We start from the raw sequence: 25473 nt of genomic DNA on the forward strand, positions 1-25473 counted from the left end.
CGCAGCGCCCGGCCTCGCCAAGGGCCGGCTACCTACGCGGTGCCGGGGGATGAGTCAAGCGAAGCGAAGCAATGAGAACGAAAAAGCCCGCCTAAAAGAAAGGGCCGGGCTCCCAAAGGAACCCGGCCCCGTATCGAAGTAGAGGTGGCCTATTCGGCGGCCTGACGTCCACCAGGCTCCGGCAGCGCCGGCTGGGCCGTGGGCAGGCGTCCACGGTCCCGCTGCGCCGCCAGGGCCCTCAGGCGGTTCATCACCGAGCCCGTGCCGGCCGGGATGAGCCGGCCGACGATGACGTTCTCCTTGAGGCCGGCTAGCACATCGACCTTGCCGGCCGTCGCCGCCTCCGTCAGCACCCGCGTCGTCTCCTGGAAGGAGGCCGCGGAGATGAAGCTGGTCGTCTGCAGCGAGGCCTTGGTGATGCCCTGGAGCACAGGCTCGGCCCGGGCGGGCCGCTCCTTGGCCTGGAGCCGCTTCTCGTTCTCCTGCTCGAACTCGATCCGGTCCACCTGCTCGCCGACCAGATAGGTCGTGTCGCCGGGCTCGAGGATCTCGACCTTCTGCAACATCTGCCGAACGATGACTTCGATGTGCTTGTCGTTGATCTTCACGCCCTGGAGTCGATAGACGTCCTGAATCTCATTTACCAGGTAGTTCGCCAGCGCCTCGACGCCCAGCACGCGCAGGATGTCATGCGGCACGCGCGGGCCGTCAACGAGCGGGTCGCCGGCCTTCACATAGTCGCCTTCCTGCACCGAGACGTGCTTGCCCTTCGGCACCAGGTACTCGCGGGGCACCGGGGCCTCGTCGCCCTGCTGCTCCGGCACCACAACGATGCGGCGCTTCGCCTTGTAGTCCTTGCCGAACTCCACGCGGCCGTCGATCTCGGAGATGATCGCGTGGTCTTTCGGCCGGCGGGCCTCGAAGAGCTCGGCGACGCGCGGCAGACCGCCGGTGATGTCGCGGGTCTTCGAGGATTCGCGTGGCAGCCGGGCCAGAACGTCACCCGCCTTCACCACGCCGCCATTCTCGACGTTCAGCACCGAGGCCGGCTGCAGGAAGTATTGCTGCATTCCATCCGCCGAGCGCAGCAGCAGCCGCGGCCGGAGATTGGCGTTGCGCGCCTTGTCGGCGGGCTCGCGCACCACCTTGGAGCTGAGGCCGGTCACCGGGTCGGTCTCCTCATAGAGGGTCACGCCCTCGATGAGGTCGGCGAATTCCAGCGTGCCTGCCCGCTCGGTGATGATCGGCAGGGTGAAGGGATCCCACTCGGCCAGCTTCTGGCCGCGCGTGACCGCCGCGCCCTCATCCGTCAGCAGCCTCGCGCCATAGGGCACGCGGTAGCGCGCGCGCTCCCGGCCCGCGGCGTCGCTGAGGACGATCTCGCAGTTCCGGCTCATCACCACCGGGGCGCCGGCGCTGTTGGCGACGACGTTGCGGTTGACGATCTTCACCGTGCCGTCGCCCGTGGCCTCCACCGCCGACTGCTCGGCGCCACGCTGCGCCGCGCCGCCGATATGGAAGGTGCGCATAGTCAGCTGCGTGCCCGGCTCGCCGATCGACTGCGCGGCGATGACGCCCACCGCCTCGCCGACATTGACCGGAGTGCCGCGCGCCAGGTCACGGCCATAGCAGTGACCGCAGACGCCGACGCCGGCATCGCAGGTGAGGACGGAGCGGATATACATCTCCTCCACGCCCGCCGCCTCGATGCGCTCGGCATCCGGCTCCTCGATCACCGTGTTCCGCGCCGCCAGCACCTCGCCCGTCGCCGGGTCGACCACGTCACGCTGGGTGAAGCGGCCGAGGATGCGCTCGGAGAGCGAGGAGATGACCTCGCCGCCGTCCATCACCGGCCGGACGGTGATGCCGCGCTCGGTCCCGCAATCATTCATGACGATAATGCAGTCCTGCGCTACATCCACCAGGCGGCGGGTGAGGTAGCCGGAGTTGGCGGTCTTCAGCGCCGTGTCCGCGAGGCCCTTCCGGGCGCCGTGGGTGGAGTTGAAGTACTCGAGGACCGTCAGCCCCTCCTTGAAGTTGGAGATGATCGGCTGCTCGATGATCTCGCCCGACGGCTTCGCCATCAGGCCGCGCATGCCGGCCAGCTGGCGCATCTGCGCCGGCGACCCGCGCGCACCGGAGTGGGACATCATCCACACGCTGTTGGTCGGCCGGCCGACCTCCTGGCGGGAAATCTCCTTCATCATGGCCTGCGCCACCTCCTCGGTGCAGCGCGACCAGGCATCGACGACCTTGTTGTAGCGCTCGCCCGCAGTGATGAGGCCGTCGAGATACTGCTGCTCGAACTCCTTCACCTCAGCCTTGGTCTTGCCGATCATCTCCGGCTTGCTGGCCGGGATCATCATGTCGTCCTTGCCGAAAGAGATGCCGGCCTTCGCCGCCTGGCGGAAGCCGATGCCCATTAGCCGGTCGGCGAAGATCACGCTCTCCTTCTGGCCGCAATGCCGGTAGACGGCATCGATGACGTCGGAGATCGACTTCTTCGTCAGCTGGCGGTTGATCAGGCTGAAGGGCAGCTGCGGGTGCAGCGGCAGCAGCTGGCCCATCATGACCCGGCCCGGCGTCGTCACCACCCGCTCCGTCACCACCTTGCCGTCGCGGTCCATCGCCTGGCGCCGCATGCGGATCTTGGTGTGGAGCTGGACGGCGCCGGCGGCCAGCGCCTGCTCGATCTCACCCATCGAGGCGAAGGCCGGGGCCTCCTTCTCGTCGGCGACGCGGAACTCCGGCGTCTCCAGGCTGAGATAGTAGAGGCCGAGGACGATGTCCTGGCTCGGCACGATGATCGGCTTGCCGTTGGCCGGGCTGAGGATGTTGTTGGTCGACATCATCAGCACGCGCGCTTCCAGCTGGGCTTCGAGGCTCAGCGGGACGTGCACGGCCATCTGGTCGCCGTCGAAGTCCGCGTTGAAGGCGGTGCAGACCAGCGGGTGCAGCTGGATCGCCTTGCCCTCGACGAGGACCGGCTCGAAGGCCTGGATGCCGAGGCGGTGCAGCGTCGGCGCCCGGTTCAACATGACCGGGTGCTCGCGGATGACCTCCTCGAGGATGTCCCACACCTCGGGACGCTCCTTCTCCACCATCCGCTTGGCGGCCTTGATGGTGGTAGCGTGGCCGTACTTCTCGAGCTTCGAATAGATGAAGGGCTTGAACAGCTCGAGCGCCATCTTCTTCGGCAGCCCGCACTGGTGCAGCTTCATCTCCGGCCCGACCACGATGACCGAACGGCCCGAGTAGTCGACGCGCTTGCCGAGCAGGTTCTGCCGGAACCGGCCTTGCTTGCCCTTCAGCATGTCGCTGAGCGACTTCAGCGGGCGCTTGTTGGCGCCGGTGATGGCGCGGCCGCGGCGACCGTTGTCGAACAGCGCGTCCACTGCCTCCTGCAGCATGCGCTTCTCGTTCCGGACGATGATGTCCGGGGCACGCAGCTCGATCAGGCGCTTCAGCCGGTTGTTCCGGTTGATGACGCGGCGGTACAGGTCGTTCAGGTCAGAGGTCGCGAAGCGACCGCCGTCCAGCGGCACCAGCGGGCGCAGCTCGGGCGGGATCACCGGCACGACGCCGAGGATCATCCAGTCGGGACGCGCGCCGCTCTCGGCGAAGGCCTCGATCAGCTTCAGGCGCTTCACCAGCTTCTTGCGCTTCGCCTCGGAGGTGGTCTCCTTCAGCTCGGCGCGCAGCCGGGTGGCCTCCTTGTCGCAGTCGATGCCGGAGAGCATCCCCTTCACCGCCTCGGCGCCGATGCCGACGGAGAAGGCGTCCTCGCCGAACTCGTCCATCTTCGCCTGGTACTGGTCCTCGTTCAGAAGCTGATGCAGTTTCAGATCGGTCAGGCCCGGCTCAAGGACGACATAGGACTCGAAGTAGAGGACCTTCTCCAGCTCCTTCAGCGACATGTCGACCATCAGGCCGACGCGGCTGGGCAGCGACTTCATGAACCAGATATGGGCGACAGGGCTGGCCAGCTCGATATGGCCCATGCGCTCGCGCCGGACCTTGGCCAGCGTCACTTCGACGCCGCACTTCTCGCAGATGATGCCGCGGAACTTCATCCGCTTGTACTTGCCGCAAAGGCACTCGTAGTCCTTGATCGGGCCGAAGATGCGGGCGCAGAACAACCCGTCCCGCTCCGGCTTGAAGGTGCGGTAGTTGATCGTCTCCGGCTTCTTGATCTCGCCATAGGACCAGGAGCGGATCTGCTCCGGCGAGGCGATCGAGATCTTGATCTGGTCGAAGGTCATTGCCTGGCCGGTTTGGCCCAGGATCTTCATAAGCTCGTTCATGCGGCCTTCCTTGTGGTCCAGCCCGCCGCCCCGCGCGCGTCGGGGCGGCTGTGTAGGAAAGATATGGGCGGCAGCCTCAGCTGCCGCGAGTCTCCAGGTCGACGTTGAGGCCGAGCGACTTCAGCTCCTTCACCAGGACGTTAAAGCTCTCCGGGATGCCGGCCTCGAAATTGTCCTGGTCGCGGACAATCGCCTCGTAGACCTTGGTGCGGCCGGAGACGTCGTCCGACTTCACCGTCAGCATCTCCTGCAGCGTATAGGCGGCGCCATAGGCCTCCAGCGCCCAGACCTCCATCTCGCCGAAGCGCTGGCCGCCGAACTGCGCCTTGCCGCCCAGCGGCTGCTGGGTGACGAGCGAGTAGGGACCGATGGACCGGGCGTGGATCTTGTCGTCGACGAGGTGGTGCAGCTTCAGCATGTAGATGATGCCGACCGTCACCTTCCGCTCGAAGATCTCGCCCGTGCGGCCATCGGTCAGCCAGACCTGGCCGGAGCTGTCGAGCCCGGCGCGGTCCAGCATGCCCTCGATATCCGCCATCCGCGCACCGTCGAAGACGGGCGTCGCAATGGGGATGCCCTTCTTCAGGTTATCGCAGAGCTCGATGAGCTGGTCGTCGCTCATCGGGGCGATGTCCCGCTCGAAGACCTCGTCGCCATAGGTCGCGCGGAGATGGGCCATGAGCTCATCCCGCATCGCCCCGGTGCGGCGATACTCCTCGACCAGATCGCCGACCTGACGCCCAAGATTGGCGCAGGCCCAGCCGAGATGGGTCTCGAGGATCTGCCCGACATTCATCCGCGACGGCACGCCGAGCGGATTCAGTACGAGGTCGGCCGTGGTGCCGTCCTCGAGGAAGGGCATGTCCTCGACCGGGACGACGCGCGAGACGACGCCCTTGTTGCCGTGCCGACCGGCCATCTTGTCGCCCGGCTGCAGCTTCCGCTTCACCGCGACGAAGACCTTGACCATCTTCATCACGCCGGGCGGCAGCTCGTCGCCGCGCTGCAGCTTCTCGACCTTGCTTTCGAACCGCTTCTGCAGCCGCTCGACGGCAGCGTCGAACTCCCGCTTCAGCGCCTCAATCTCGGCCATGGCCGCATCGTCCTGCACGCCGATCTGGCGCCAGGTGGCCTTCGCGAACTGGTCGAGTACCTCATCGGTGATGACCGTGCCCGCCTTGACGCCCCGGAAGCCGCCGGAGGCCTTCTTGTTCAGCAGGCGCTCGCGCAGCCGGCTGTGGAAGGACCGCTCCTGGATGGCCTTCTCGTCGTCGCGGTCCTTGGCGAGCCGCTCGATCTCGGCCCGCTCGATCGCCATGGCGCGCTCGTCCTTGTCGACGCCGCGGCGGCTGAACACGCGGACATCGACGATGGTGCCCGCCACGCCCGGCGGCAGCCGGAGCGAGGTGTCGCGCACGTCGGAGGCCTTCTCGCCGAAGATGGCGCGGAGCAGCTTCTCCTCCGGCGTCATCGGGCTCTCGCCCTTCGGCGTCACCTTGCCGACCAGGATGTCGCCCGGCTGCACCTCGGCGCCGATATAGACGATGCCGGCCTCGTCGAGGTTGCGCAGCGCCTCCTCACCCACATTCGGGATGTCGCGGGTGATCTCCTCCTGGCCCAGCTTGGTGTCGCGGGCCATGACCTCGAATTCCTCGATGTGGATCGAGGTGAAGACGTCGTCCTTGGCGATCCGCTCGCTGATGAGGATGCTGTCCTCGAAGTTATAGCCGTTCCAAGGCATGAAGGCGACGAGGACGTTACGCCCCAGCGCCAGCTCGCCCAGCTCCGTGCTCGGACCGTCGGCGATGATCTCGCCAGCACGCACGCCATCCCCCACCTTCACCAGCGGGCGCTGGTTGATGCAGGTGGACTGGTTGGAACGCTGGAACTTGCGCAGCCGGTAGATGTCGACGCCGCGGGTGGTGCCGTCATCGCCCGTCGCGCGCACCACGATGCGGGCGCCGTCGATGCTGTCCACCACGCCGTCGCGCCGGGCGACGATGGTCGCGCCCGAGTCCCGGGCGACCGCCGCCTCCATGCCGGTGCCGACCAGCGGCGCATCGGCGCGGACCAGCGGCACCGCCTGGCGCTGCATGTTCGAGCCCATGAGCGCGCGGTTGGCGTCGTCGTTCTCGAGAAACGGAATGAGCGCCGCCGCGACCGAGACGAGCTGCTTCGGCGAGACGTCGATGGCGGTGACCTCCTCCGGCTTCACCAGCCGGAAGTCGCCGCCCTGGCGCACGCTCACCAGCTCCGACTTGAACTCGCCGGTCTCGGCATCGACCTCGGCATCCGCCTGGGCGACGACCAGCCGCTCCTCCTCCATGGCGGAGAGGTAGCGCGGCTCGCCGACGATCTTGCCGTCCCGCACCAGGCGGTAGGGCGTCTCGATGAAGCCGTACTTGTTCACCTTGGCGAAGGTGGCGAGCGAGTTGATCAGGCCGATATTCGGGCCTTCCGGCGTCTCGATCGGGCAGATGCGGCCGTAATGCGTCGGATGCACGTCGCGCACCTCGAAGCCGGCGCGCTCACGGGTCAGGCCGCCCGGGCCGAGGGCCGAGAGGCGGCGCTTGTGCGTCACCTCGGAGAGCGGGTTGGTCTGGTCCATGAACTGGCTGAGCTGCGAGGAGCCGAAGAACTCCCGCACCGCCGCCGCGGCCGGCTTCGCATTGATCAGGTCGTGCGGCATGACGGTGTCGATATCGACCGACCCCATGCGCTCCTTGATCGCGCGCTCCATTCGCAGCAGGCCGACGCGGTACTGGTTCTCCATCAGCTCGCCGACCGAGCGCACCCGGCGGTTGCCGAGATTGTCGATGTCGTCGATCTGGCCGCGGCCGTCCTTCAGCTCCAGCAGGACGCGGATGGTGGCGATGATGTCCTGCTTGCGGAGCGTCCGGGTGGTGTCCGGCACCTCCTCGGCGGAGAAGCCGAGGCGCATGTTCATCTTCACCCGCCCGACCGAGGACAGGTCGTAGCGCTCGCCGTCGAAGAACAGGCCGCGGAACAGGGTCTCGGCGGTCTCCGGCGTCGGCGGCTCGCCCGGGCGCATGACCCGGTAGATGTCCATCAGCGCCTCGTCACGGTTGGCGTTCTTGTCCACCGTGAGGGTGTTGCGCATCCAGGGGCCGACCGACTGGTCGATGGCGAGCGTCGGCAGCCGGTCGAGGCCGGCCGCCTCGATCGCCGCCAGCTTCGGCTCGGTCAGCTCCTCGCCCGCCTCGGCCCAGATCTCGCCGGTGTTCATGTCGACGAGGTCCTCGGCGACGAAGCGGCCGAGCAGGTCGGCTCGGCCGACCAGCACCTCCGTCGTGCCGCCCTCGGCGATCTTGCGGGCGGCGCGCGGCGTCAGCTTCGCGTCCTTCTCCGCAACCACGGCGCCGGTCTTGGCGTCGATCAGCGGCTCCTGCAGCTTGATGCCGCGGAAGGCCTCCGGGTCGAAGGGGCGCGACCAGCCCTGGGCGCTGCGGGTGAAGGCGACCTGCTTGTAGAACTCGCCCAGGATCTCCTCGGCATCCATGCCGCGGATCTCGTTCGGCTCAAGGGCGCTGCCCTTCTCGGCGCGCAGCGCCTCGGTCCGGGCGGAATCCAGCGCAAGCAGCAGGGTCGAGGCCGGCAGCTTCCGCTTCCGGTCGATGCGGACATAGCAGATGTCCTTGGCGTCGAACTCGAAGTCGAGCCAGGAGCCGCGATAGGGGATGACGCGGGCGGCGAAGAGGTACTTGCCGCTGCTATGGGTCTTGCCCTTGTCGTGGTCGAAGAAGACGCCCGGGCTGCGATGCATCTGGGAGACGATGACGCGCTCGGTGCCGTTGATGATGAAGGTGCCGTTGTCCGTCATGAGCGGCATGTCGCCCATGTAGACATCCTGCTCCTTGATGTCGCGGACGGAACGAGAACCCGTGTCCTCATCCACGTCCCAGACGATGAGGCGGAGGCGCACCTTCAGCGGGGCGGCGAAGGTCAGCCCGCGCTGGATGCACTCCTCGACGTCGTACTTGGGCTCCTCAAGCTCGTACTGGACGAATTCCAGCCGGCCGCGGCCGGCGAAGTCGTCGATTGGGAAAACCGATTTGAAAACTTCCTGCAACCCGGTATGGGTGCGCGCGTCAGGGTTGACCTCCATCTGCAGGAAGGCCTCGTAGGAGGCGCGCTGCACATCGATGAGGTTCGGCATCGGCGCCACCTCGGGCAGCCGTCCGAAGCTCTTGCGGATGCGCTTGCGCCCGGTGAACGACTTGGTGATAGCGTTCATGCCTGTCCCGTATCCCTTTCGCCCGGGCCGCCGCCCGCCGCGTGCATTACCCGTACCCGCCTGCCGCGTTGCCCCACCGGGGAAAAACGGCAGCACGGGCGGCAACCCGAGAGGTTCCCGCCCGCACTTCCGAAGCTCTGGTCCTTCCCCCGGCGCCCTCGTTGCGAGCAAGGGCAGCCGGGATCAGGTCTGCTGCAAGGGGGACCTTACTTGACCTCGACGGTCGCCCCGTTCTCTTCCAGCACCTTCTTGATCTTGGCGGCCTCGTCCTTCGACGCAGCCTCCTTCACCACCTTCGGCGCGCCCTCGACCAGATCCTTGGCCTCCTTCAGGCCGAGACCGGTGATGGTGCGGATCTCCTTGATGATGTTGATCTTCTTGTCGCCGGCCGCGGTGAGGGTGACGGTGAACTCCGTCTGCTCTTCAGCCGGAGCCGCCGCAGCGCCACCGCCAGCGGCAGGCGCCGCCGCCACCGCAACCGGAGCCGCGGCGGAGACGCCCCACTTCTCCTCCAGCATCTTGGAGAGCTCGGCGGCTTCCAGGACGGTCAGGCTGGAGAGCTCATCGACCAGCTTTGCGAGATCGGCCATGTCTATGTACCCTTTGATCTAATGGCTTGGCTTGCCGTTTGCAACACCCCCACCGGCGGCAGGGGCTATCCCAATGGTCAGGCGGCTTCCGCCTCACCCTCGTCCTTCTTCGCGAAGGCGCTGAACACCCGCGCCAGCTGCGAGCCGGGGGCCTGAAGCACCCCGGCAATACGCGTTGCAGGGGTCTGGATCAGACCCAGCAGCTGCGCCCGCAGCGTCTCGAGCGAAGGCAGCTCGGACAGGGCCTTGATCCCATCGGGGTTCAAGGCCTGGGTCCCGAGTGCCCCGCCCAGGATGACGAACTTGTCGTTACCCTTGGCGAAATCCACGGCCGTCTTCGCCACCGCCACCGGGTCCGTCGACCACGCAAGCGCGGTCGGGCCCTTCAGCAGCGGCGAGACGGTCTGGAAGCGGGTGCCGTCGAGGGCGAGCATGGCCAGCCGGTTCTTCGCGACCTTGTACGTCGCGCCAGCCGCCCGCATGCGGCGCCGCAGCTCGCTCACATCCGCGACCGTCAGACCCTTGTTCTGGGCGACGAGCACGAAGGAGGTATCTGCGAACACCGCGGACAGCTGGGCGATGAACTCGCGCTTTTCCGTGCGGTCCATATCCCGTCTCCGTCGGTGGCCGGCGCCTGGTGGAGGGGCTCCGGCCGGTTCACGCGGGGGCCCATGGCGGAATGCCACGAGCCCCGACTCGACTGTCTGAGCGGGATTGCCAAGCCATCAGCGTCGCCGGGTCGTCCCGGCGTCGAAACGCTCCGCACCCCGTCTATCGCTGGCGGGGGATTGCCCCTTTAGGCCCCCGAGGGGGCACCCGCGGTCTCGGACAGGTTCGGGACGGCCGCGAGGCCGCCCCTGCGCGCCCGTCCCAGTGGACGGGCGAATTGGGATGTCAGGCCGTCGCGCTCAAGGTGGCGATGTCGACCTTCACGCCGGGGCCCATGGTCGAGGCCAGGGACACCTTCTTCACGTAGGTGCCCTTGGCGCCGGCCGGCCGGGCGCGCTGGATGGCTTCGACGAAGGCGCGGGCATTCTCGAGGAGCTTCTCCTCGTCGAAGCTCGCCTTGCCAATGCCGGCATGGACGATGCCCGCCTTCTCGGCCCGGAACTCCACCTGGCCGGCCTTGGCCGCCGTGACGGCGCCGCGGACATCCATGGTGACGGTGCCGAGGCGGGGGTTCGGCATCAGGCCGCGCGGACCGAGGATCTTACCGAGCCGGCCGACAAGGGCCATCATGTCCGGGGTGGCGATGCAGCGGTCGAACTCGATCCGGCCTTCCTGCACGGCGGCGGCGAGGTCGTCGGCGCCTACCACGTCGGCCCCGGCGGCCAGCGCCTCATCGGCCTTCGGGCCGCGGGCGAAGACGCCGACGCGGACGGTCTTGCCAGTGCCGTTCGGCAGGCCGACCACGCCGCGGACCATCTGGTCGGCGTGGCGCGGGTCGATGCCGAGGTTCATCGAGATCTCGATGGTCTCATCGAACTTCGCCTTGGCATTCGCCTTCACCAGGCCGATCGCCTGCTGCAGCGGCACGATGGCGTCGCGGTCGAAGGAGCCATAGATCGCCTTGAGGCGCTTGCCCTGCTTGGCCATCGGATCAGCCCTCCACCACGGTGAGGCCCATGGAGCGGGCCGAGCCCGCCAGCATGCGCACCGCCGCTTCCACGTCGTTGGCGTTCATGTCCTTCATCTTGGTCGCGGCGATCTCGCGCAGCTGGGTCTTGGTCACCCGGCCGACGGAGCCGCCCTTGCCCGGCGTCTGGCTGCCCTTGGTCACCGCCGCGGCGCGCAGCAGGAAATGGGTGTTCGGCGGGGTCTTGGTGATAAAGGAGAAGGTACGGTCAGAGAAGGCGGTGATGACCACCGGCGTCGGCGTGCCCGGCTCGAGGCCCTGGGTCGCCGCGTTGAACTCCTTCACGAACTGCATGATATTGAGGCCGCGCTGACCGAGCGCCGGGCCCACCGGCGGCGAGGGGTTCGCCTTGCCGGCCGGTATCTGCAACTTGATGTAGCCTGCGATCTTCTTCGCCATGATACGTCCCTGCGGTCAGGGAGCCGCGGTGCTCACGGCGCCGGCCGCCCTGATAGGGCGGCCGGACGCCTCCCGCGTCCCGATCTGAGTAGAGCGGGGGCGTATGGGCGGGTCGGTGGAGGGAGTCAAGCCCTAACTGGCTGGCCCCCTCCCCTTGGCGTTAGATGCGGTTCGCGGCGGAGCGCCGGGTCACCATGTTGTAGATGAAGAGAACGATGATGGCGCCGACCACGGCGCCGATGAAGCCGGCCCCCTCCCCGGCCCGGTACCAGCCGACAGCCTGGCCGAGATATGTTGCGACCACGGCGCCGACGATGCCGAGCAAGGTGGTGATGATGAAGCCGGACGGATCCCGGCCCGGATGCAGGAATTTGGCGACGAGGCCGGCGAGGAAACCGATGATAATTGTCCAGATGATGCCCATGGCCGGGAATCCTTGTTGGTGCGCGGCAATAAGCCGGAGCCGGGACCTTGGTTCCGTTTTACGTATACAATTTTGAACAACGTGTTGGGGGTTGGCCGCGTTCTCGCCGGCAGCAGCCAAAGGGAGATGTGGTCCATGAGCGAGAACCTGTTCGGACGTTCGGGCGGTGGCCTGGCGGGTGGGCTTTCGGGGGGGATGAAGGCAGCGGCGGTCGCGCTGCTCATCCAGCAGTTGATGAAACATTCGGGGAGCCAGGCGGCGCCGTCGTCCATGCCCCAAGGCGGCGGGCTTGGCGGCGGGCTCGGTGGCCTGCTCGGCGGCGGTCAGGCAGGTGGCGGGCTCGGTGGCATGCTGGGCGGCGGTCAGACGGGCGGCGGTGGGCTCGGTGGCCTGCTGGGCGGGCTGCTCGGCGGCGGAGCGGCAGGCGGCCTGCTCAGCGGCCTCGGCGGGTTGCTCGGCGGGCTGCGCACCCAGGGGTTCGAGCAGCATGTCGACAGCTGGGTGCAGCCCGGGCCGAACCAGCACCTCTCGCCCGACGAGCTGTCGCGCGTCTTCGACCCGCAGGATATCGACGCGGCGGCGCAGCACGCCGGCACCGACCGGGGCACGCTGATGAACGAGGTCAGCCGCGTCCTGCCCGAGATGGTGGACCGCATGACTCCGCATGGCCGCCTCCCCCAGCATGAGGGCGAGGTGGAGGGCGGCAGCGTGGGCGGCCTGCTGAACAGCATCTTCGGCGGCGGGCATAACCCCCAGCGCTGAGTCTGCCGAAGAAGCCGGGGAGGCAGCGCCTCCTCGGCGTCACCGCGCGGCGGCCGGCCCGATGAGCCGCTGCATCCGGGGGATCTCCTTCTCGAGCGCCCGCCCCAGCGCCGGCCCATCGACGCCGTCCCAGAGGATCGTCCCGGTGTTGTCGAAGAGCGCCTTCACCTCGCGGTCGCGCAACGCGCGATGCGTCGCCGCGGCGAGGCGGGCGAGGATGGCGGGCGGCGTCCGCGCCGGGAGGTAGAGGCCCGACCATCCCAGCAGCTCGGCGCCCGAGAGCCCGGCCTCCGCCAGAGTCGGCACCTCCGGGGCGATGGCAAGGCGCTCGCCGGCATTGACGGCCAGCGCCCGGAGCTTGCCGTCCCGCACATGCGGCAGGGCGCTCAGCGGGTAGTCGAACATCAGGTCGAGCCGGCCGGCGACGGTGTCGTTCAGCGCCTGGGCGAAGTTGGAATAGGGGATGAGCGTCAGCTCCACCCCCGCCGCCTGAGCGAAGAGCGCGCCGGCGGCATGCTGGCCGGAGCCGATGCTGGCGCCGTAGGTCACCCCGCCCGGGTTGCGCTCGCATGCTCGATCAGCGCCGGGATGCTGGCGAAGGGCTGCCGCAGGCCGGAGATGACGATATTGGCCGAGGCGCCGATGCCATGGACCGGGACGAAGTCCCGCCGCGCCTCGAAGCGCAGGCCCGGGATCAGCAGCGGCGCGATGGCGAAGGTGGCGAAATTGCCGAAGAAGAGGGTGTAGCCGTCAGGCGCCGCACGGGCGGCATATTCCGCGGCGACGGTGCCGCCGGCGCCCATGCGATTGTCGATGACGACGCTCTGGCCGAGGGCGGTGCCGAGCTTGAGGGCGATCAAGCGGGCGGCGACATCGAGCACGCTGCCTGGCCCGCCGGGGACGACCCAGGTGATGGTCCGGGCCGGGTATTCCTCCCCTGCCCTCGCCCAGGGCGCCGGCAGCGCCAGCGCGCCTCCGGCCAGCAGGACCCTTCGGGTGATCGCCATGCGCGCCCGCCTTTCCGCCGTTTCCCGCCGGGCTCTCTGGCCCGTGCGGCGGCAAGGCTGGCGCGATGCGCGCGGCTGCGTATACGGCGGCGTCAGGTCTTCTCGACCTGGGTGTATTCCAGCTCGACCGGGGTGGAACGGCCGAAGATGCTGACCGAGACCTTCACCCGGCCGCGCTCCTCGTCCACCTCCTCCACCGTGCCCATGAAGCTGGTAAAGGGACCGTCGGCGACGCGGACCTGCTCGCCCACCTCGAAGATCACGGCGGGCTTGCGCGGCTTCTCGACGCCTTCCTTCACCTGGTTGACGATGCGCTGGGCCTCGGCCTCGGTGATCGGGCTCGGCTTGTTCTTGTTGCCGAGGAAACCGGTGACCTTCGGCGTGTCCTTCACCAGGTGCCAGGCGTCGTCCGACATCTCCATCTTCACGAGCACATAGCCCGGGAAGAATTTCCGCTCGGAATTCACCTTCTGGCCGCGACGGACCTCAGTCACCTCCTCGGCGGGGACCAGAATCTCGTCGAACTGGTCGCCGAGGCCCTTCTGGGCGGCCTGCTCCTTGATCTGCTGGGCGATCTTCTTCTCGAAGCCCGAATAGACGTGCACCACGTACCAGCGCTTGGCCATCGCCTGCTGCTCCCTCACCCGATTCCGAAGAGGCCGCGCATCGCCAGGGCGATCAGCTGGTCGGCGACCAAGAAGAAGATGGCCGCCAGCGCCGACATCGCCAGCACGAGGCCGGTCGTGATCAGGGTTTCCTTGCGGCTCGGCCAGGTGACCTTCGCCACCTCCGTCCGCACGTCCCGGACATACTGCGCGGGATCCAGCTTGGCCAAGTCAGGGAACCTTCTGTGCTGCGGTTAACGCTTCGCGGGCGGCCGCCCACCCCCGCAGCATGGGGAGGGATGCCACCCTGGACAAGGCAGTAAGACCCGGGGGAGCCCGGGGCAGGTGGCAGGGGCGGAGGGTCTCGAACCCCCAACCTCCGGTTTTGGAGACCGGCGCTCTACCAATTGAGCTACGCCCCTTCACGCCGGGCGGAGCCGCGGCGCGAGGCGATGCCTATAAGTCAGCAGTGGCGGGCTGTCGAGGGGGAGAGGCAGCCCCCCCGAACGCAAGCGGGCCGCCCTGAGGCGGCCCGTCCGATAGCCCGACCCCGTAGGCCAGCCTACTTCACGATGCTCGCAACGACGCCGGCGCCGACGGTGCGGCCACCCTCGCGGATGGCGAAGCGCAGGCCCTGGTCCATGGCGATGGGCGCGATCAGCTCGACATCCATCGTCACGTTGTCGCCCGGCATCACCATCTCGACGCCTTCCGGCAGCTTCACGATCCCGGTCACGTCCGTGGTCCGGAAGTAGAACTGCGGCCGGTAGTTGGTGAAGAACGGCGTGTGGCGCCCGCCCTCCTCCTTGGTCAGGATGTAGGCCTCGGCCTTGAAGCCGGTATGCGGCGTGATCGAGCCGGGCTTGGCCAGAACCTGGCCGCGCTCCACGTCCTCGCGCTTGGTGCCGCGCAGCAGCGCGCCGATGTTGTCGCCCGCCTCGCCGCTGTCGAGCAGCTTGCGGAACATCTCGACGCCGGTCACCGTCGTCTTCACGGTGGCCTTCAGGCCGACGATCTCGACCTCCTCGCCGACCTTGACGATGCCGCGCTCGACCCGCCCCGTCACCACCGTGCCGCGGCCGGAGATCGAGAACACGTCCTCGATCGGCATCAGGAACGGCATGTCCTTCGGCCGCTCCGGCTGCGGGATGTAGCTGTCCACCGCCGCCATCAGCTCGAGCACCGCCTGCTTGCCGATCTCGGGCGTCTTGTCCTCGAGCGCGGCCACCGCCGAGCCCTTGATGATCGGGATGTCGTCGCCCGGGAACTGGTAGGAGGAGAGCAACTCGCGCACCTCCATCTCCACCAGCTCGACCAGGTCGGGATCCGCCAGGTCCATCTTGTTCAGGAACACCACCAGCGCAGGCACGCCCACCTGGCGCGCCAGCAGGATGTGCTCGCGCGTCTGCGGCATCGGGCCGTCGGCCGCCGAAACCACCAGGATCGCGCCGTCCATCTGCGCCGCGCCGGTGATCATGTTCTTCACGTAGTCGGCGTGACCCGGGCAGTCCACATGCGCGTAGTGCCGGTTGGCCGTCTCGTACTCGACATGCGCAGTCGAGATCGTGATGCCACGAGCCCGCTCCTCCGGCGCCTTGTCAATCTGGTCATACGCCGTGAACGTCGCGCCGCCCGTCTCCGCCAGAACCTTGGTGATCGCCGCCGTCAGCGACGTCTTGCCATGATCCACATGCCCGATCGTGCCAATGTTGCAGTGCGGCTTGTTCCGCTCAAACTTCGCCTTCGCCATTGCCCGGCTCCGCTATCCCGTACTGGTCGTGTCGCTTGCCCGAGGCCCGTCCGGCGGACAGGGGGCCGCCGCCTGATCACCCCCGCAAAACTGCGCGGGATATAGGCATAATTCTCGGCAATACCAGCCAGCACCCTTGCCGGCCGGCGCGGCTGGCCCTATCAGGAAGCGTGAGCGGGGTCAACGCCGGGCGGCGTAGCGGCCTCGTTCCGTATGCGGACGTAGCTCAGCTGGTAGAGCGTCAGATTTCCAATCTGAATGTCGCGAGTTCGAACCTCGTCGTCCGCTCCAGCTAGGGGCTCGGCCGCCCGAGCCAGTACCCCAGCGCCACCGCGCCGAGGCAGAGCAGCACCGACACCCCAATATTGGCCAGCGCCAGCTCCACCCGCCCCTTCTGGATCAGCTCCAGCGTCTGCAGGCTGAAGGAGGAGAAGGTGGTGAAGCCGCCGCAAAGCCCGACCATGACAAAGGCCCGGACCTCCGCCGGCACTGCCCAGCGCCCCTCCATCGTCAGCGCCCCGAACAGGCCGATGACGAAGGAGCCGAGGATGTTGATCAGCACCGTCGCCCAGGGGAAGACCGGGCCGAAGAGCGGGAAGGTCGCCAAGACGAGCCAGTAGCGGGCCAGGCCGCCGAGCGCGCTGCCGAGGACCACCCAGGCATAGGTCATCAGGCTCCTCCTCCCCCGCGACGGGGCTTGGCCAAGCTCGCGCTGCCGTAATATGGAAGCGCCTCCCCGGAGGAAAGCCTCGATGCCGCAATACCGCTCCCGCACCACGACCCATGGCCGCAACATGGCCGGCGCCCGGGGCCTCTGGCGCGCCACCGGCATGAAGGACGGGGATTTCGGCAAGCCTATCATTGCGGTGGTCAACAGCTTCACCCAGTTCGTCCCCGGCCATGTCCACCTGAAGGACCTGGGCCAGATGGTGGCGCGCGAGATCGAGGCGGCGGGCGGCGTCGCTAAGGAATTCAACACCATCGCGGTGGATGACGGCATCGCCATGGGGCATGACGGCATGCTCTACAGCCTGCCCTCGCGCGACCTGATCGCCGACAGCGTCGAGTACATGGTCAACGCGCATTGCGCCGATGCCATGGTCTGCATCTCCAACTGCGACAAGATCACCCCAGGCATGCTGATGGCGACCATGCGCCTCAACATCCCGACCATCTTCGTCTCCGGCGGGCCGATGGAGGCGGGCAAGGTGGTGCATCGGGGGCAGAAGCGCTCGGTCGACCTGATCGACGCCATGATCGTCGCCGCCAACCCCAATGTGACGGATGAAGAGGTGGCCGTCATCGAGCGCTCGGCCTGCCCGACCTGCGGCTCCTGCTCCGGCATGTTCACCGCCAATTCGATGAACTGCCTGACCGAGGCGCTGGGCTTGGCGCTGCCCGGCAACGGCACGATCGTGGCGACGCATGCCGACCGCCGCGAGCTCTTCCTCGAGGCCGGGCGGAAGATCGTCGAGATCACCCGGGCGCATTACGAGACGGAGGATTTCTCCGTCCTGCCGCGCAGCATCGCGGGCTTCGCCGCCTTCGAGAATGCGATGACCCTCGACATCGCCATGGGCGGCTCGACCAATACCGTGCTGCACCTGCTGGCGGCGGCGCATGAGGGCGGCGTCGACATCACCATGCGCGAGATCGACCGGCTCTCCCGCCGGGTGCCGGTGCTGTGCAAGGTGGCGCCCTCGGTCGCCAATGTGCATGTCGAGGACGTGCATCGGGCCGGCGGCATCATGGGCATCCTCGGCGAGCTGGACCGGGCGGGTCTGCTCGACACCTCCGTCAGCCGGGTCGACGCGCCGAGCCTCGCCGAGGCGCTGGCCCGCTGGGACGTGCAGCGCACCGCCGATGAGAAGGTCCGGCACTTCTACCAGGCGGCGCCGGGCGGCATCCCGACCACGGTCGCCTTCAGCCAGGACCAGCGCTGGGACAGCCTCGACACCGACCGCGCGGGCGGCGTCATCCGCGACAGGGCGCATGCCTTCTCGCATGATGGCGGGCTCGCGGTGCTCTACGGCAACCTCGCCGAGGAGGGCTGCATCGTGAAGACCGCGGGCGTCGATGCCAGCATCCTCAGCTTCGCCGGCCCGGCGCGGGTCTTCGAGAGCCAGGATGCAGCCGTCGAGGGCATCCTCGGCGGCGCGGTGCAGTCCGGCGACGTGGTGCTGGTGCGCTACGAGGGGCCGCGCGGGGGCCCGGGCATGCAGGAGATGCTCTACCCGACGAGCTACCTGAAGTCGAAGGGGCTCGGGAAGGCCTGCGCGCTGGTGACGGATGGGCGCTTCTCCGGCGGCTCCTCCGGCCTCTCGATCGGGCATCTCTCGCCGGAGGCGGCAGAGGGCGGGCTGGTCGGCTTGGTCGAGGATGGCGACCGGATCGAGATCGACATCCCGAACCGGCGCATCCACCTCGCCGTGCCGGATGCGGTGCTGGCGGAGCGCCGCGCGGCCATGGAGGCCAAGGGCGCCGAGGCCTGGCAGCCGGCCCGGCCGCGCAAGCGCCAGGTCTCGACCGCGCTGAAGGCCTATGCAGCCATGGTGACCAGCGCGGCGCGCGGCGCGGTGCGCGACCTCAAGGGCCTGCGGCGGGGCTAGAGCAAGCTCCGATCAGGTGGAAGCACCCGATCGGAGGTATTTGCTCGATCGAACAACAAGCTGGAGCGGGTTCCGTGAGCCTATGCGAACGGAACCCGCTCTGGATCCCGTCGCGGGCCAGGGTGCGAAGGCGCTCCGCGCCCAGCCTGTCGAAGCCGATGGCGGGCAGCAGGTCATTGGCAGCGGCGAGGTCGCGGCCATAGAGCGCCGAGAGCAGCGCGATCCCCGCCTCGTGCAACGGGGCGGGGCGCCCGGCGAGGCGGCCGAGCCGGGCCGTCGGCACCAGGCCGAAGGGCACATCCTCCAGCACCTAGTGCGTCTCGAGCGTCGCCGGGGCGAGGCTCCGGTCGCCGCGCGCCAGCATCGCCCGGGCCATCTCGGCGAGCTGCGCCTCGGGAATGTGGAAGGACAGGCGGAAATGCTGCCGCACCGCGGCGCCGAAGGCCTCGGCGATGGCCAACCGCTCCGTATCCAGCGTCTCGATCAGGCGGCGACTGCATCGGTGATGTTCTCGATCTGTGACCAGGCCTCGCCGCGCTCCATGCGGGTTGGGTTGCAGAGGGCGATCGTCATGTGGTTCGGCGGGTTGACGTTGCTGAGCGCGATGGCGATCAGGTCCCTCCGCGCGACGAGGCGGGGGGGCCGAACAGCGCGCCTCGCAGAGCGCCATCCCCTCCGCGATCCAGCCCGCCGGCAGCGCTGCCAGGTCGACCTTGGCGCGAAGCGTGTCGATGCGGAGGGCCTCCGGCCCGAGCCGCCGCCCGGTGATGACGGTGCGCCCCAGAGGATGATCGGCAGCCGCACCCCCGCTCGGCCAGGCGCCTTGCCAGATAGAGAACGGCGAAGGGGAGATGGCCGCTGAGGATCACCGGTCGGCCCTCGGCGAGATGCGGCAGCGCGGCATCCAGCACTGCCCTGTAGCAATGGGCCGGCAGGGCGAGCACCACCGCTTCGGCGCCGGCGACGGCGCGGGCGATGTCGGGCTCGAAGGCGAAGGCGAAGCGGCCCGCCAGGGCGCCGCTCACCTCCTGCACCGGCGGCGCCGTGCCGGACCGGGTCCAGAGCACCGGCGCATGGCCGTGCTCCGCCAGCAGGGCGGCCGCGCCGAGGCCGATGGCGCCGGTGCCGAGGATGGCGACGCGCATCTCCCTACCCGGCCGTGTAGCGGTTGGCCGGCATCGGCACGCCGAGATTCTCCCTGACCGTCGTGCCCTCGTATTCGGTGCGGAACATCCCGCGCCGGCGCAGCTCCGGCAGCACCAGCTCGACGAAATCATCGAGGCCGACCGGCAGCACCGGCGGGCAGATGTTGAACCCGTCCGCCGCGCCGGCCGCGACCCATTCCTCCATGTCGTCGACGATGCTCTCCGGCGTGCCGACCACGACGCGCCCGCCGAAGCCGGCGGCGATGCGGCTGTAGAGCTGGCGGATCGTGAGGTTCTCCCGCCGCGCCAGCTCGAGCGCCATCCGCGCCATGCTCCGGATGCGCGGGTCCTGCGGCTCCGGCACCGGCCCATCCGGGTCATACCCGCTGAGATCGCCCATCTGGCCGTAGAGGTAGGAGAGGCCGAGCTCCGGCGCGACGAGCTCGTTCAGCTGGTCGAGCTTCGCCTGGGCCTCGGCCTGGGTGCGGCCGATGAAGTAGGTGACGCCGGGCATCACCTTGAGGTCATCCCAGCCGCGGCCATGCCTGGCGAGGCGCCCCTTAAGGTTAGCGTAGTAGTCCCGCGCCGCCTCCAGCGTGTGGGAGGCGGAGTAGACGACATCGGCGCTGCGCGCGGCGATCTCGAGCCCCTGCTCCGAGGCGCCAGCCTGCACCAGGATCGGCCGTCCCTGCGGCGTGCGGGCGACGGTCAGCGGGCCGCGGACCTGGAAATGCTTGCCCTTGTGGTTCAGCACATGGAGCTTCGACTGGTCGAAGAAGATGCCGCTGGCCTTGTCGTGGACCAGCGCATCGCCCTCCCAGCTGTCCCAGAGCCCCTTTACCACCTCGACGAATTCGGCCGCGCGCTCGTAGCGCAGGTCGTATTCCATGTGCTGGTCGCGGTTGAAATTCCACGCTTCCGCCTCCGACCAGGAGGTGACGATGTTCCAGCCGGCGCGGCCGCCGCTCAGATGGTCGAGCGAGGCCCATTTGCGGGCGATGTGGAAGGGCTCGTTGTAGGTCGTGGAGGCGGTGGCGACGAGGCCGATGCGGCTGGTCAGCGCAGCCAGCGCCGAGAGCAGGGTCAGCGGCTCCAGCTCCGCCGTCTGGTGCGAGCGGCAGAGCGCGCCCGGCGGCTCGTCCCGCGTCCGCAGCCCGATCCCGTCGGCGAGGAAGAGCATGTCGAACTTCGCCGCCTCCGCCGTGCGGGCGATGCGGAGGAAGTGGCCCAGCTTCGAGGCGGCGCCGGGATCGGCTTCCGGATGGCGCCAGGCGGCGGCGTGGTAGCCGAGATAGCGCATCGAGAGGCCGAGCTTGATGGGCTTGCGGGTGCTCATGCGGATCCTGCGTCGCTGCCGGTGGGCATGATGCGCCAAGGGGCCCGCCACGCAAGCGCCGGGCGGGAGGCTTCCCGGAAGCCATTGCGGCCGGGCGCCGGTGGGAGGACAGTTTAGGCCAACGAGACTACGAGGAACGTCATGGCCATGAAACGCATGGTGCTGGAGCTCGGCCTGGGGACCGATATCCGCGGCGCCGACTACACCAAGGCCGCGGTCAGGGCGCTGCGCGACGCGCTCTGGCACAACTCCCTCACCATCACCCATGCGCTCGGCGTCCATGTGGACAGCATGGAGGTGGAGGTGCGGATCGGCGTGCCGAAGCCCGAGCAAGTGGACCATGCGGCGGTGCTCGCTGTGCTGCCGCATGGGACCGGCACGGTCACGGTGGTGGAAGGCGGGCTCGAGATCCCGAACGAGGCCGGCGCCGGCTCCACCGTCATGGCCCATGCAGCCGCCATCGTCCGGCTGGACCTGCCCGAATGAGCGCGCGGCGCGTGATCCTCGAGATGGGTGCGGGCAACGACCTGCATGGCGGGGACTACACCAAGGCGGCGCTGCGGGCAGTGCAGGATGCGCTGCACCATTCCTCCCTCACCATGCTGCGCTCGCTGAAGGTCGACCCGAAGACCATGCTGGTCGACGTCACCATCGGCGTGCAGCAGCCGGAGCGCGTCGATGCCGAGCGGGTGCGGGCCTCGCTGCCGCATGGCATCGTCACGGTGCAGGTGGTGAAGGGCGGCCTCGACGTGCCGGACGACGAGGGCAGTGACGTGGCCGTGATCGCCAGCGCTGCCATCGCCGTGCGGCTGGAACTGCCCTGACCGCTCGGTGCCATGCCGATACGTCATGCCTCCGCCGCGGTTACCGCCTGTACATCTGGGCCGCCTTTGAGTAGAAGCGCGCCATGCCCGCCTTTAAATCCGATAATTTCAATGACCGCCTGAGTGCCGCTGCCAAAGCCCGCCAGGCGCTGATGGACCGCTTCCGCAACCAGCCGAAGCCCGATGATCCGGCCGTCCAGGAGCGGCTGGCTCAGCAGAAGGCGATTGCCGAGGCCCGCGAGGCCCGCATCGCCGAGCGCAAGGCCGCGAAGGAGGCCGAGCTTGCCCGCCTCGCCGCCGAGGAGGCCGCCCGCCGCGCCGAGCAGGAGCGCCTCGCCGCCGAGGCCCGCCAGCGCGAGATCGAGGAGGCTGCCCGGCGCGCCGAGGAGGCCCGCGCGCTCGCCCTCGAGAATGCCGACCGTGAAACCCGCGCCCAGATCCTTGACAGCGAAAAGCGTGAGCGCGCCCTCGCCCTCGCCGCCGAGCAGAAGGCGGCGCGGGATGCCCGCTACGCCGCCCGCAAGGCCCGCAAGAAGTAGGCTCTATTCGGCTGCCGCCGCCGGCATCGCGCCGACGGAGAGGCGGAAGCCCTCATAGCCCTTCGCCGCGATCTCGGCGCATTTCTCCCGGTAGGTGCCGACGCCGCCGATATAGGGCATGAAGACCCGCGGCTTGCCCGGCACATTGGCGCCCATGTACCAGGACGCCGCCTGCGGGTAGAGCGTGCGGTCGGCGACCTCGTTCACATGCGCGACCCAGGCCTCCTCGGCCTCCGGCGTCGCCTCGATGGTCGTGAGGCCGCGGCCGCGCAGATGGGCGAGGCAGTCGCTCAGCCAGTCCACATGCTGCTCGATCGAGACGATCATGTTCGACAGCACCGATGGGCTGCCCGGGCCGGTAATCATGAACAGGTTGGGGAAGCCGGCCGTCATCAGGCCGAGATAGGTGCGCGGGCCCTCGGCCCATTTCTCGGCGAGGCCGAGGTCGCCGCGGCCGCGGATGTCGATGCGGGTGAGCGCGCCCGTCATCGCATCGAAGCCGGTGGCGAAGACCAGCGCGTCGCATTCGTACTCGGCGCCGCCAGCGCGGAGGCCGCGCGGGGTGATGGCCTCGATCGGCGCCGTGCGAACATCCACCAGCGTGACGTTCGGCCGGTTGAAGGTCTCGAAATACTCCGTGTCGACGCAGATGCGCTTGGTGCCGATCGGGTAGCCCTTCGGCGCCAGCAGCTCCGCCACCGCCGGGTCCTTGACGATGGCGCGGATCTTGCGGCGGACGAATTCGGAGGCCGTCTCGTTCGCCGCGCGGTTGGTGATGAGGTCGGAGAAGGCGCCCATGAAGGCGGTGCCGCCGCGGGCCCAGCGCGCCTCGTACTCCGCCTCGCGCTCCTCCGGCGTGACCTCGAGGGCCGACTTGTCGTTGAGACCATAGAGGATGCCGGTGCGCATCATCCGCGCCTTGGCCCGGTGGGCGTCGTAGTCCGACTTCCACCAGCGCTCGTACTCGTCATCCATGGGCGCGTTGCGCGAGGGGATGCTGAAATTGGGAGTCCGCTGGAAGACGGTGACATGCGCCGCCTGCCGCGCGATCACCGGGATGGCCTGGATGGCCGACGACCCGGTGCCGATGACGGCGACGCGCTTGCCGCTGAAATCGGCCCCCTCATGCGGCCAGTGGCCGGTATGGTAGGTGGCGCCGGCGAAGCTTTCGAGCCCCGCGATCTCCGGCAGCTTGGCGGTGGAGAGGCAGCCCGTCGCCATGACGCAGTACTGGGCGAGGTAGCGGTCGCCGCCATCGGTCTCGACGGTCCAGAGCCCCGTCGCCTCGTCATGGGCGGCGCGCGTCACCCGCGTTTCGAAGCGGATGTCCCGCCGCAGGTCGAGCCGCTCGGCGACATGGGCGGCGTAGCGCAGGATTTCTGGCTGGGAGGCGAAGCGCTCCGACCAGCGCCATTCCTGCTGGAGCTCCGGCAGGAAGGAGAAGGAGTACTGCATGCTCTCCACGTCGCAGCGCGCGCCGGGATAGCGGTTCCAGTACCAGGTGCCGCCGACATCGGCGCCCTGCTCCAGCACCACCGCCCGGATGCCGAGGCCCCGCATCCGATGCAGCATGTACATGCCGGCGAAGCCGGCGCCGACGATCACCGCATCGATCCTGGTCTCGGACATGCTTCCTCTCTCTGGGCCTGTCTCGGCGCTCTGCTTGATCCTTCCCCCAAGCCCGCCACACTCTGGCCCCGGACGTCAATGCCCGCCGACCGGAGAGAGCACCGATGCAGGAACAACCCCGTGCGCCCCTCCGCCTCCTCTCCACCCTGGCCGTGATGGGGCTGCTGCAGGAGCTGCTGCCGGGGCTGGAGGCCGAGCTCGGGCGGCCCATCGCCGCGGATTTCGCCCCGACCGCCGCCCTGCTACGCCGCATCGCGGACGGCGAGGCGCCCGACCTCGCCATCCTGACGGCGGAGGCGGTGGAGGCGCTGGCGGCGGAGGGCCGGCTCCTGCCCGGCAGCCGGCGGGACCTCTGCATCTCGCTCATCGGCATGGCGGTGCGCGCCGGGGCGCCGCGGCCCGACATCGCCACGTCCGAGGCCTGCCGAGCGGCGCTGCTTGGCGCCCGGTCCATCGTCTATTCACGGGCGGGGGCGAGCGGCATCTTCTTCGCCGGGCTGATCGAGCGGCTGGGCATCGCCGAGGCGGTCCGCGCCAAGGCAACCGTCATCCCGCAGGGGCTGACGGCCGAGCTGGCGGCGCGAGGCGAGGCGGAGGTCGCCATCCAGCAGGTGAGCGAGCTGATGGCGGTGCCCGGGGTGGATATCGTCGGGCCGCTGCCGGAGGCGCTCAACACCCGGGCGGTCTTCTCGGCCGGGCTGTTCACGGCCGAGGCGGGCGGGCTGCTGGACGCGATCGCCCGAGCGATGACGCCGGAGCGGCTGCGCGCCAAAGGCTTGCTGCCCGCCTAAAGCTCCGCCGCCAGGGCGCGGGCCGCCTCCACCACCAGCGCGACCACCGGCCCATCCGCCGCGACATTGAGCCGCCCGACCCGGCCGAAGACGGTGAGCGCCAGCCGGATGCGCCCGCCATCGGCCTCGAAGACCGGGGCGGAGACGGCGGCGAGCCCGCCATCCCCCTCATTCTCCACCGTGGCGAAGCCCCGGGCGCGCACCGCGGCCACCAGCCGGTCCAGCTCCGCCATCGAGGCGGGGGCGCAGGGGCGGGCGGTGGCGCGGTTCTGCGCCACCTCCCGCTCGGCGAGCGGCCGGGTCAGGCCGGGCTCGCCAAAGGCGCAGAAGACGAGGCCGGAAGCCGAATAGGTCATCGGGCAGACATGGCCGGGCGGGACATGGGCTGCCAGCGTGTGCCGGGCCTCGACCAAGCGCACATGGGTCGGCCCATGGGTGCCCCAGACGGCGGCGGCGGCGGTCTCGCCGGTGCGGGCGGCGATGGCCTCCAGCGCCCGCTCCGCCCGCTTCAGCGCGTCGGACCGGCCGAGCGCAGCCAGCCCGGCGCGCAGCATCAGCGGGCCGAGGTCGTAGCGGGAGCTCGTCGCATCCTGCTCGGCAAGGCCGGCCCGGGCCAGGCTGACCAGGTAGCGATGCGCCTTGGCCGAGGGCATGCCGGCGGCGCGGGCGAGGTCGGCGAGGCGCATCGGCCTGCCCGCCTCGGCCAGGATGCGCAGCAGCTGGCCGGCAACCTCGACCGAGTTCACCCCGCCGCGCAGATCCTCCGGCTCCGGGGTCGCCACCCGTTGAACAAAGGCCACTTGACGACTGCCTCCCCCGCTTTGCTACAACATTCATAGCGTATTACGTAATGCGTAGCAAGATCGTC

23 protein-coding genes, 2 tRNA genes and 1 pseudogene are annotated in these 25473 nt (G+C 69.0%); 7 read left to right on the forward strand and 19 right to left on the reverse strand.

The genetic code is table 11. The features are described 5' to 3' along the window. Window positions 1–149: 149 nt before the first annotated feature. From rpoC to AC5JJ1_RS12550, 7 genes are all read right to left on the reverse strand, one after another. Window positions 150–4304 carry a DNA-directed RNA polymerase subunit beta' gene (gene rpoC / locus AC5JJ1_RS12520; RefSeq protein WP_495785443.1) on the reverse strand — a complete coding sequence of 1385 codons (4155 nt, stop codon included), beginning with the start codon at window positions 4302–4304 and terminating at the stop codon, window positions 150–152. 76 nt (window positions 4305–4380) lie between these two features. Beyond that, window positions 4381–8559 (reverse strand): DNA-directed RNA polymerase subunit beta, encoded by a 4179-nt coding sequence (gene rpoB / locus AC5JJ1_RS12525; protein ID WP_495785444.1) that lies wholly within the window; start codon window positions 8557–8559, stop codon window positions 4381–4383. Between the two features lie 206 nt (window positions 8560–8765). Further along, window positions 8766–9149, reverse strand: coding sequence for a 50S ribosomal protein L7/L12 (rplL, locus tag AC5JJ1_RS12530; protein WP_043337540.1), 384 nt, complete (start codon window positions 9147–9149; stop codon window positions 8766–8768). A gap of 77 nt (window positions 9150–9226) precedes the next feature. Then, window positions 9227–9757, reverse strand: a complete 531-nt coding sequence (gene rplJ / locus AC5JJ1_RS12535; protein ID WP_495785445.1) for a 50S ribosomal protein L10 — start codon at window positions 9755–9757, stop codon at window positions 9227–9229. A gap of 286 nt (window positions 9758–10043) precedes the next feature. Further along, on the reverse strand, window positions 10044–10745 hold the full coding sequence (gene rplA, locus AC5JJ1_RS12540) for a 50S ribosomal protein L1 (protein ID WP_495785446.1): 702 nt from the start codon (window positions 10743–10745) through the stop codon (window positions 10044–10046). A gap of 4 nt (window positions 10746–10749) precedes the next feature. Beyond that, the gene (gene rplK / locus AC5JJ1_RS12545; protein ID WP_495785447.1) at window positions 10750–11184 is read right to left on the reverse strand and encodes a 50S ribosomal protein L11; all 435 of its coding nucleotides are present in this window, start codon (window positions 11182–11184) and stop codon (window positions 10750–10752) included. A 160-nt stretch (window positions 11185–11344) separates the two neighbouring features. After that, window positions 11345–11608 (reverse strand): GlsB/YeaQ/YmgE family stress response membrane protein, encoded by a 264-nt coding sequence (locus tag AC5JJ1_RS12550; protein WP_495785448.1) that lies wholly within the window; start codon window positions 11606–11608, stop codon window positions 11345–11347. A gap of 135 nt (window positions 11609–11743) precedes the next feature. Here AC5JJ1_RS12550 and AC5JJ1_RS12555 point away from each other — a divergent pair, with 135 nt between their 5' ends. Next, complete coding sequence (locus AC5JJ1_RS12555) at window positions 11744–12370, forward strand: YidB family protein (protein WP_495785449.1); 627 nt, start codon at window positions 11744–11746, stop codon at window positions 12368–12370. Window positions 12371–12409: 39 nt separating this feature from the next. On the opposite strand, the pseudogene AC5JJ1_RS12560 reads toward AC5JJ1_RS12555, so the two are convergent. From AC5JJ1_RS12560 to tuf, 5 genes and pseudogenes are all read right to left on the reverse strand, one after another. Next, a pseudogene (locus tag AC5JJ1_RS12560) lies at window positions 12410–13377 on the reverse strand (Bug family tripartite tricarboxylate transporter substrate binding protein). A 92-nt stretch (window positions 13378–13469) separates the two neighbouring features. Beyond that, the gene (gene nusG, locus AC5JJ1_RS12565; protein WP_495785450.1) at window positions 13470–14003 is read right to left on the reverse strand and encodes a transcription termination/antitermination protein NusG; all 534 of its coding nucleotides are present in this window, start codon (window positions 14001–14003) and stop codon (window positions 13470–13472) included. Between the two features lie 14 nt (window positions 14004–14017). Continuing rightward, window positions 14018–14212 carry a preprotein translocase subunit SecE gene (gene secE / locus AC5JJ1_RS12570; RefSeq protein ID WP_043339530.1) on the reverse strand — a complete coding sequence of 65 codons (195 nt, stop codon included), beginning with the start codon at window positions 14210–14212 and terminating at the stop codon, window positions 14018–14020. A gap of 116 nt (window positions 14213–14328) precedes the next feature. Next, window positions 14329–14404: transfer RNA gene (locus tag AC5JJ1_RS12575), tRNA-Trp, on the reverse strand. Between the two features lie 140 nt (window positions 14405–14544). Then, window positions 14545–15732, reverse strand: a complete 1188-nt coding sequence (tuf, locus tag AC5JJ1_RS12580) for an elongation factor Tu (RefSeq protein ID WP_495785442.1) — start codon at window positions 15730–15732, stop codon at window positions 14545–14547. Between the two features lie 215 nt (window positions 15733–15947). Between tuf and AC5JJ1_RS12585 the strand changes: the two genes are divergently transcribed. Further along, window positions 15948–16023 (forward strand) — tRNA-Gly (locus AC5JJ1_RS12585). Between the two features lies 1 nt (window position 16024). Here AC5JJ1_RS12585 and crcB read toward each other — a convergent pair. Next, the gene (gene crcB / locus AC5JJ1_RS12590) at window positions 16025–16402 is read right to left on the reverse strand and encodes a fluoride efflux transporter CrcB (protein ID WP_495785451.1); all 378 of its coding nucleotides are present in this window, start codon (window positions 16400–16402) and stop codon (window positions 16025–16027) included. Between the two features lie 82 nt (window positions 16403–16484). Here crcB and ilvD point away from each other — a divergent pair, with 82 nt between their 5' ends. Then, a complete protein-coding gene (gene ilvD, locus AC5JJ1_RS12595; RefSeq protein WP_495785452.1) occupies window positions 16485–18341 on the forward strand; it encodes a dihydroxy-acid dehydratase in 1857 nt (618 codons plus the stop codon). On the opposite strand, the gene AC5JJ1_RS12600 is transcribed toward ilvD, so the two are convergent. The 4 genes from AC5JJ1_RS12600 to AC5JJ1_RS12615 form a co-directional block, all read right to left on the reverse strand. Then, window positions 18319–18651 (reverse strand): hypothetical protein, encoded by a 333-nt coding sequence (locus AC5JJ1_RS12600; RefSeq protein WP_495785453.1) that lies wholly within the window; start codon window positions 18649–18651, stop codon window positions 18319–18321. The genes ilvD and AC5JJ1_RS12600 overlap by 23 nt on opposite strands. Then, entirely contained in the window at window positions 18652–18801 is a 150-nt protein-coding gene (locus tag AC5JJ1_RS12605) for a hypothetical protein (RefSeq protein WP_495785454.1), read from the reverse strand. Between the two features lie 151 nt (window positions 18802–18952). Continuing rightward, window positions 18953–19486, reverse strand: a complete 534-nt coding sequence (locus AC5JJ1_RS12610) for a 2-dehydropantoate 2-reductase N-terminal domain-containing protein (RefSeq protein WP_495785455.1) — start codon at window positions 19484–19486, stop codon at window positions 18953–18955. Between the two features lie 4 nt (window positions 19487–19490). Then, entirely contained in the window at window positions 19491–20822 is a 1332-nt protein-coding gene (locus AC5JJ1_RS12615; RefSeq protein ID WP_495785456.1) for an LLM class flavin-dependent oxidoreductase, read from the reverse strand. 141 nt (window positions 20823–20963) lie between these two features. Here AC5JJ1_RS12615 and AC5JJ1_RS12620 point away from each other — a divergent pair, with 141 nt between their 5' ends. From AC5JJ1_RS12620 to AC5JJ1_RS12630, 3 genes are all read left to right on the forward strand, one after another. After that, window positions 20964–21308: a Lin0512 family protein gene (locus tag AC5JJ1_RS12620; protein ID WP_495785457.1), complete on the forward strand. Its 345-nt coding sequence runs from the start codon at window positions 20964–20966 to the stop codon at window positions 21306–21308. After that, window positions 21305–21646, forward strand: coding sequence for a Lin0512 family protein (locus tag AC5JJ1_RS12625; RefSeq protein ID WP_495785458.1), 342 nt, complete (start codon window positions 21305–21307; stop codon window positions 21644–21646). The genes AC5JJ1_RS12620 and AC5JJ1_RS12625 overlap by 4 nt, the downstream gene beginning before the upstream one ends. A gap of 83 nt (window positions 21647–21729) precedes the next feature. Beyond that, window positions 21730–22185, forward strand: a complete 456-nt coding sequence (locus AC5JJ1_RS12630; protein WP_495785459.1) for a DUF6481 family protein — start codon at window positions 21730–21732, stop codon at window positions 22183–22185. 3 nt (window positions 22186–22188) lie between these two features. Here AC5JJ1_RS12630 and AC5JJ1_RS12635 read toward each other — a convergent pair whose 3' ends face one another. After that, a complete protein-coding gene (locus AC5JJ1_RS12635; RefSeq protein ID WP_495785460.1) occupies window positions 22189–23814 on the reverse strand; it encodes a flavin-containing monooxygenase in 1626 nt (541 codons plus the stop codon). 104 nt (window positions 23815–23918) lie between these two features. Between AC5JJ1_RS12635 and AC5JJ1_RS12640 the strand changes: the two genes are divergently transcribed. Next, complete coding sequence (locus AC5JJ1_RS12640; RefSeq protein ID WP_495785461.1) at window positions 23919–24605, forward strand: substrate-binding domain-containing protein; 687 nt, start codon at window positions 23919–23921, stop codon at window positions 24603–24605. On the opposite strand, the gene AC5JJ1_RS12645 is transcribed toward AC5JJ1_RS12640, so the two are convergent. Continuing rightward, window positions 24602–25387: an IclR family transcriptional regulator gene (locus AC5JJ1_RS12645; RefSeq protein ID WP_495785462.1), complete on the reverse strand. Its 786-nt coding sequence runs from the start codon at window positions 25385–25387 to the stop codon at window positions 24602–24604. The two genes, AC5JJ1_RS12640 and AC5JJ1_RS12645, sit on opposite strands and share 4 nt — an antisense overlap. Between the last annotated feature and the right edge of the window lie 86 nt (window positions 25388–25473).

The sequence above is a fragment of the Belnapia sp. genome, assembly GCF_059504005.1.

Bases quoted from the DNA above. Each gene is read 5' to 3' on its own strand.
- rplJ (WP_495785445.1), bottom strand. From the start codon at position 9,757: ATGGACCGCACGGAAAAGCGCGAGTTCATCGCCCAGCTGTCCGCGGTG.
- rpoB (WP_495785444.1), bottom strand. From the start codon at position 8,559: ATGAACGCTATCACCAAGTCGTTCACCGGGCGCAAGCGCATCCGCAAG.
- rplA (WP_495785446.1), bottom strand. From the start codon at position 10,745: ATGGCCAAGCAGGGCAAGCGCCTCAAGGCGATCTATGGCTCCTTCGAC.
- ilvD (WP_495785452.1), top strand. From the start codon at position 16,485: ATGCCGCAATACCGCTCCCGCACCACGACCCATGGCCGCAACATGGCC.
- AC5JJ1_RS12615 (WP_495785456.1), bottom strand. From the start codon at position 20,822: ATGAGCACCCGCAAGCCCATCAAGCTCGGCCTCTCGATGCGCTATCTC.
- AC5JJ1_RS12550 (WP_495785448.1), bottom strand. From the start codon at position 11,608: ATGGGCATCATCTGGACAATTATCATCGGTTTCCTCGCCGGCCTCGTC.
- AC5JJ1_RS12630 (WP_495785459.1), top strand. From the start codon at position 21,730: ATGCCCGCCTTTAAATCCGATAATTTCAATGACCGCCTGAGTGCCGCT.
- AC5JJ1_RS12610 (WP_495785455.1), bottom strand. From the start codon at position 19,486: ATGCGCGTCGCCATCCTCGGCACCGGCGCCATCGGCCTCGGCGCGGCC.
- rplK (WP_495785447.1), bottom strand. From the start codon at position 11,184: ATGGCGAAGAAGATCGCAGGCTACATCAAGTTGCAGATACCGGCCGGC.
- AC5JJ1_RS12625 (WP_495785458.1), top strand. From the start codon at position 21,305: ATGAGCGCGCGGCGCGTGATCCTCGAGATGGGTGCGGGCAACGACCTG.
- tuf (WP_495785442.1), bottom strand. From the start codon at position 15,732: ATGGCGAAGGCGAAGTTTGAGCGGAACAAGCCGCACTGCAACATTGGC.
- AC5JJ1_RS12620 (WP_495785457.1), top strand. From the start codon at position 20,964: ATGGCCATGAAACGCATGGTGCTGGAGCTCGGCCTGGGGACCGATATC.
- nusG (WP_495785450.1), bottom strand. From the start codon at position 14,003: ATGGCCAAGCGCTGGTACGTGGTGCACGTCTATTCGGGCTTCGAGAAG.
- rpoC (WP_495785443.1), bottom strand. From the start codon at position 4,304: ATGAACGAGCTTATGAAGATCCTGGGCCAAACCGGCCAGGCAATGACC.
- crcB (WP_495785451.1), bottom strand. From the start codon at position 16,402: ATGACCTATGCCTGGGTGGTCCTCGGCAGCGCGCTCGGCGGCCTGGCC.
- AC5JJ1_RS12555 (WP_495785449.1), top strand. From the start codon at position 11,744: ATGAGCGAGAACCTGTTCGGACGTTCGGGCGGTGGCCTGGCGGGTGGG.
- AC5JJ1_RS12635 (WP_495785460.1), bottom strand. From the start codon at position 23,814: ATGTCCGAGACCAGGATCGATGCGGTGATCGTCGGCGCCGGCTTCGCC.
- AC5JJ1_RS12640 (WP_495785461.1), top strand. From the start codon at position 23,919: ATGCAGGAACAACCCCGTGCGCCCCTCCGCCTCCTCTCCACCCTGGCC.
- rplL (WP_043337540.1), bottom strand. From the start codon at position 9,149: ATGGCCGATCTCGCAAAGCTGGTCGATGAGCTCTCCAGCCTGACCGTC.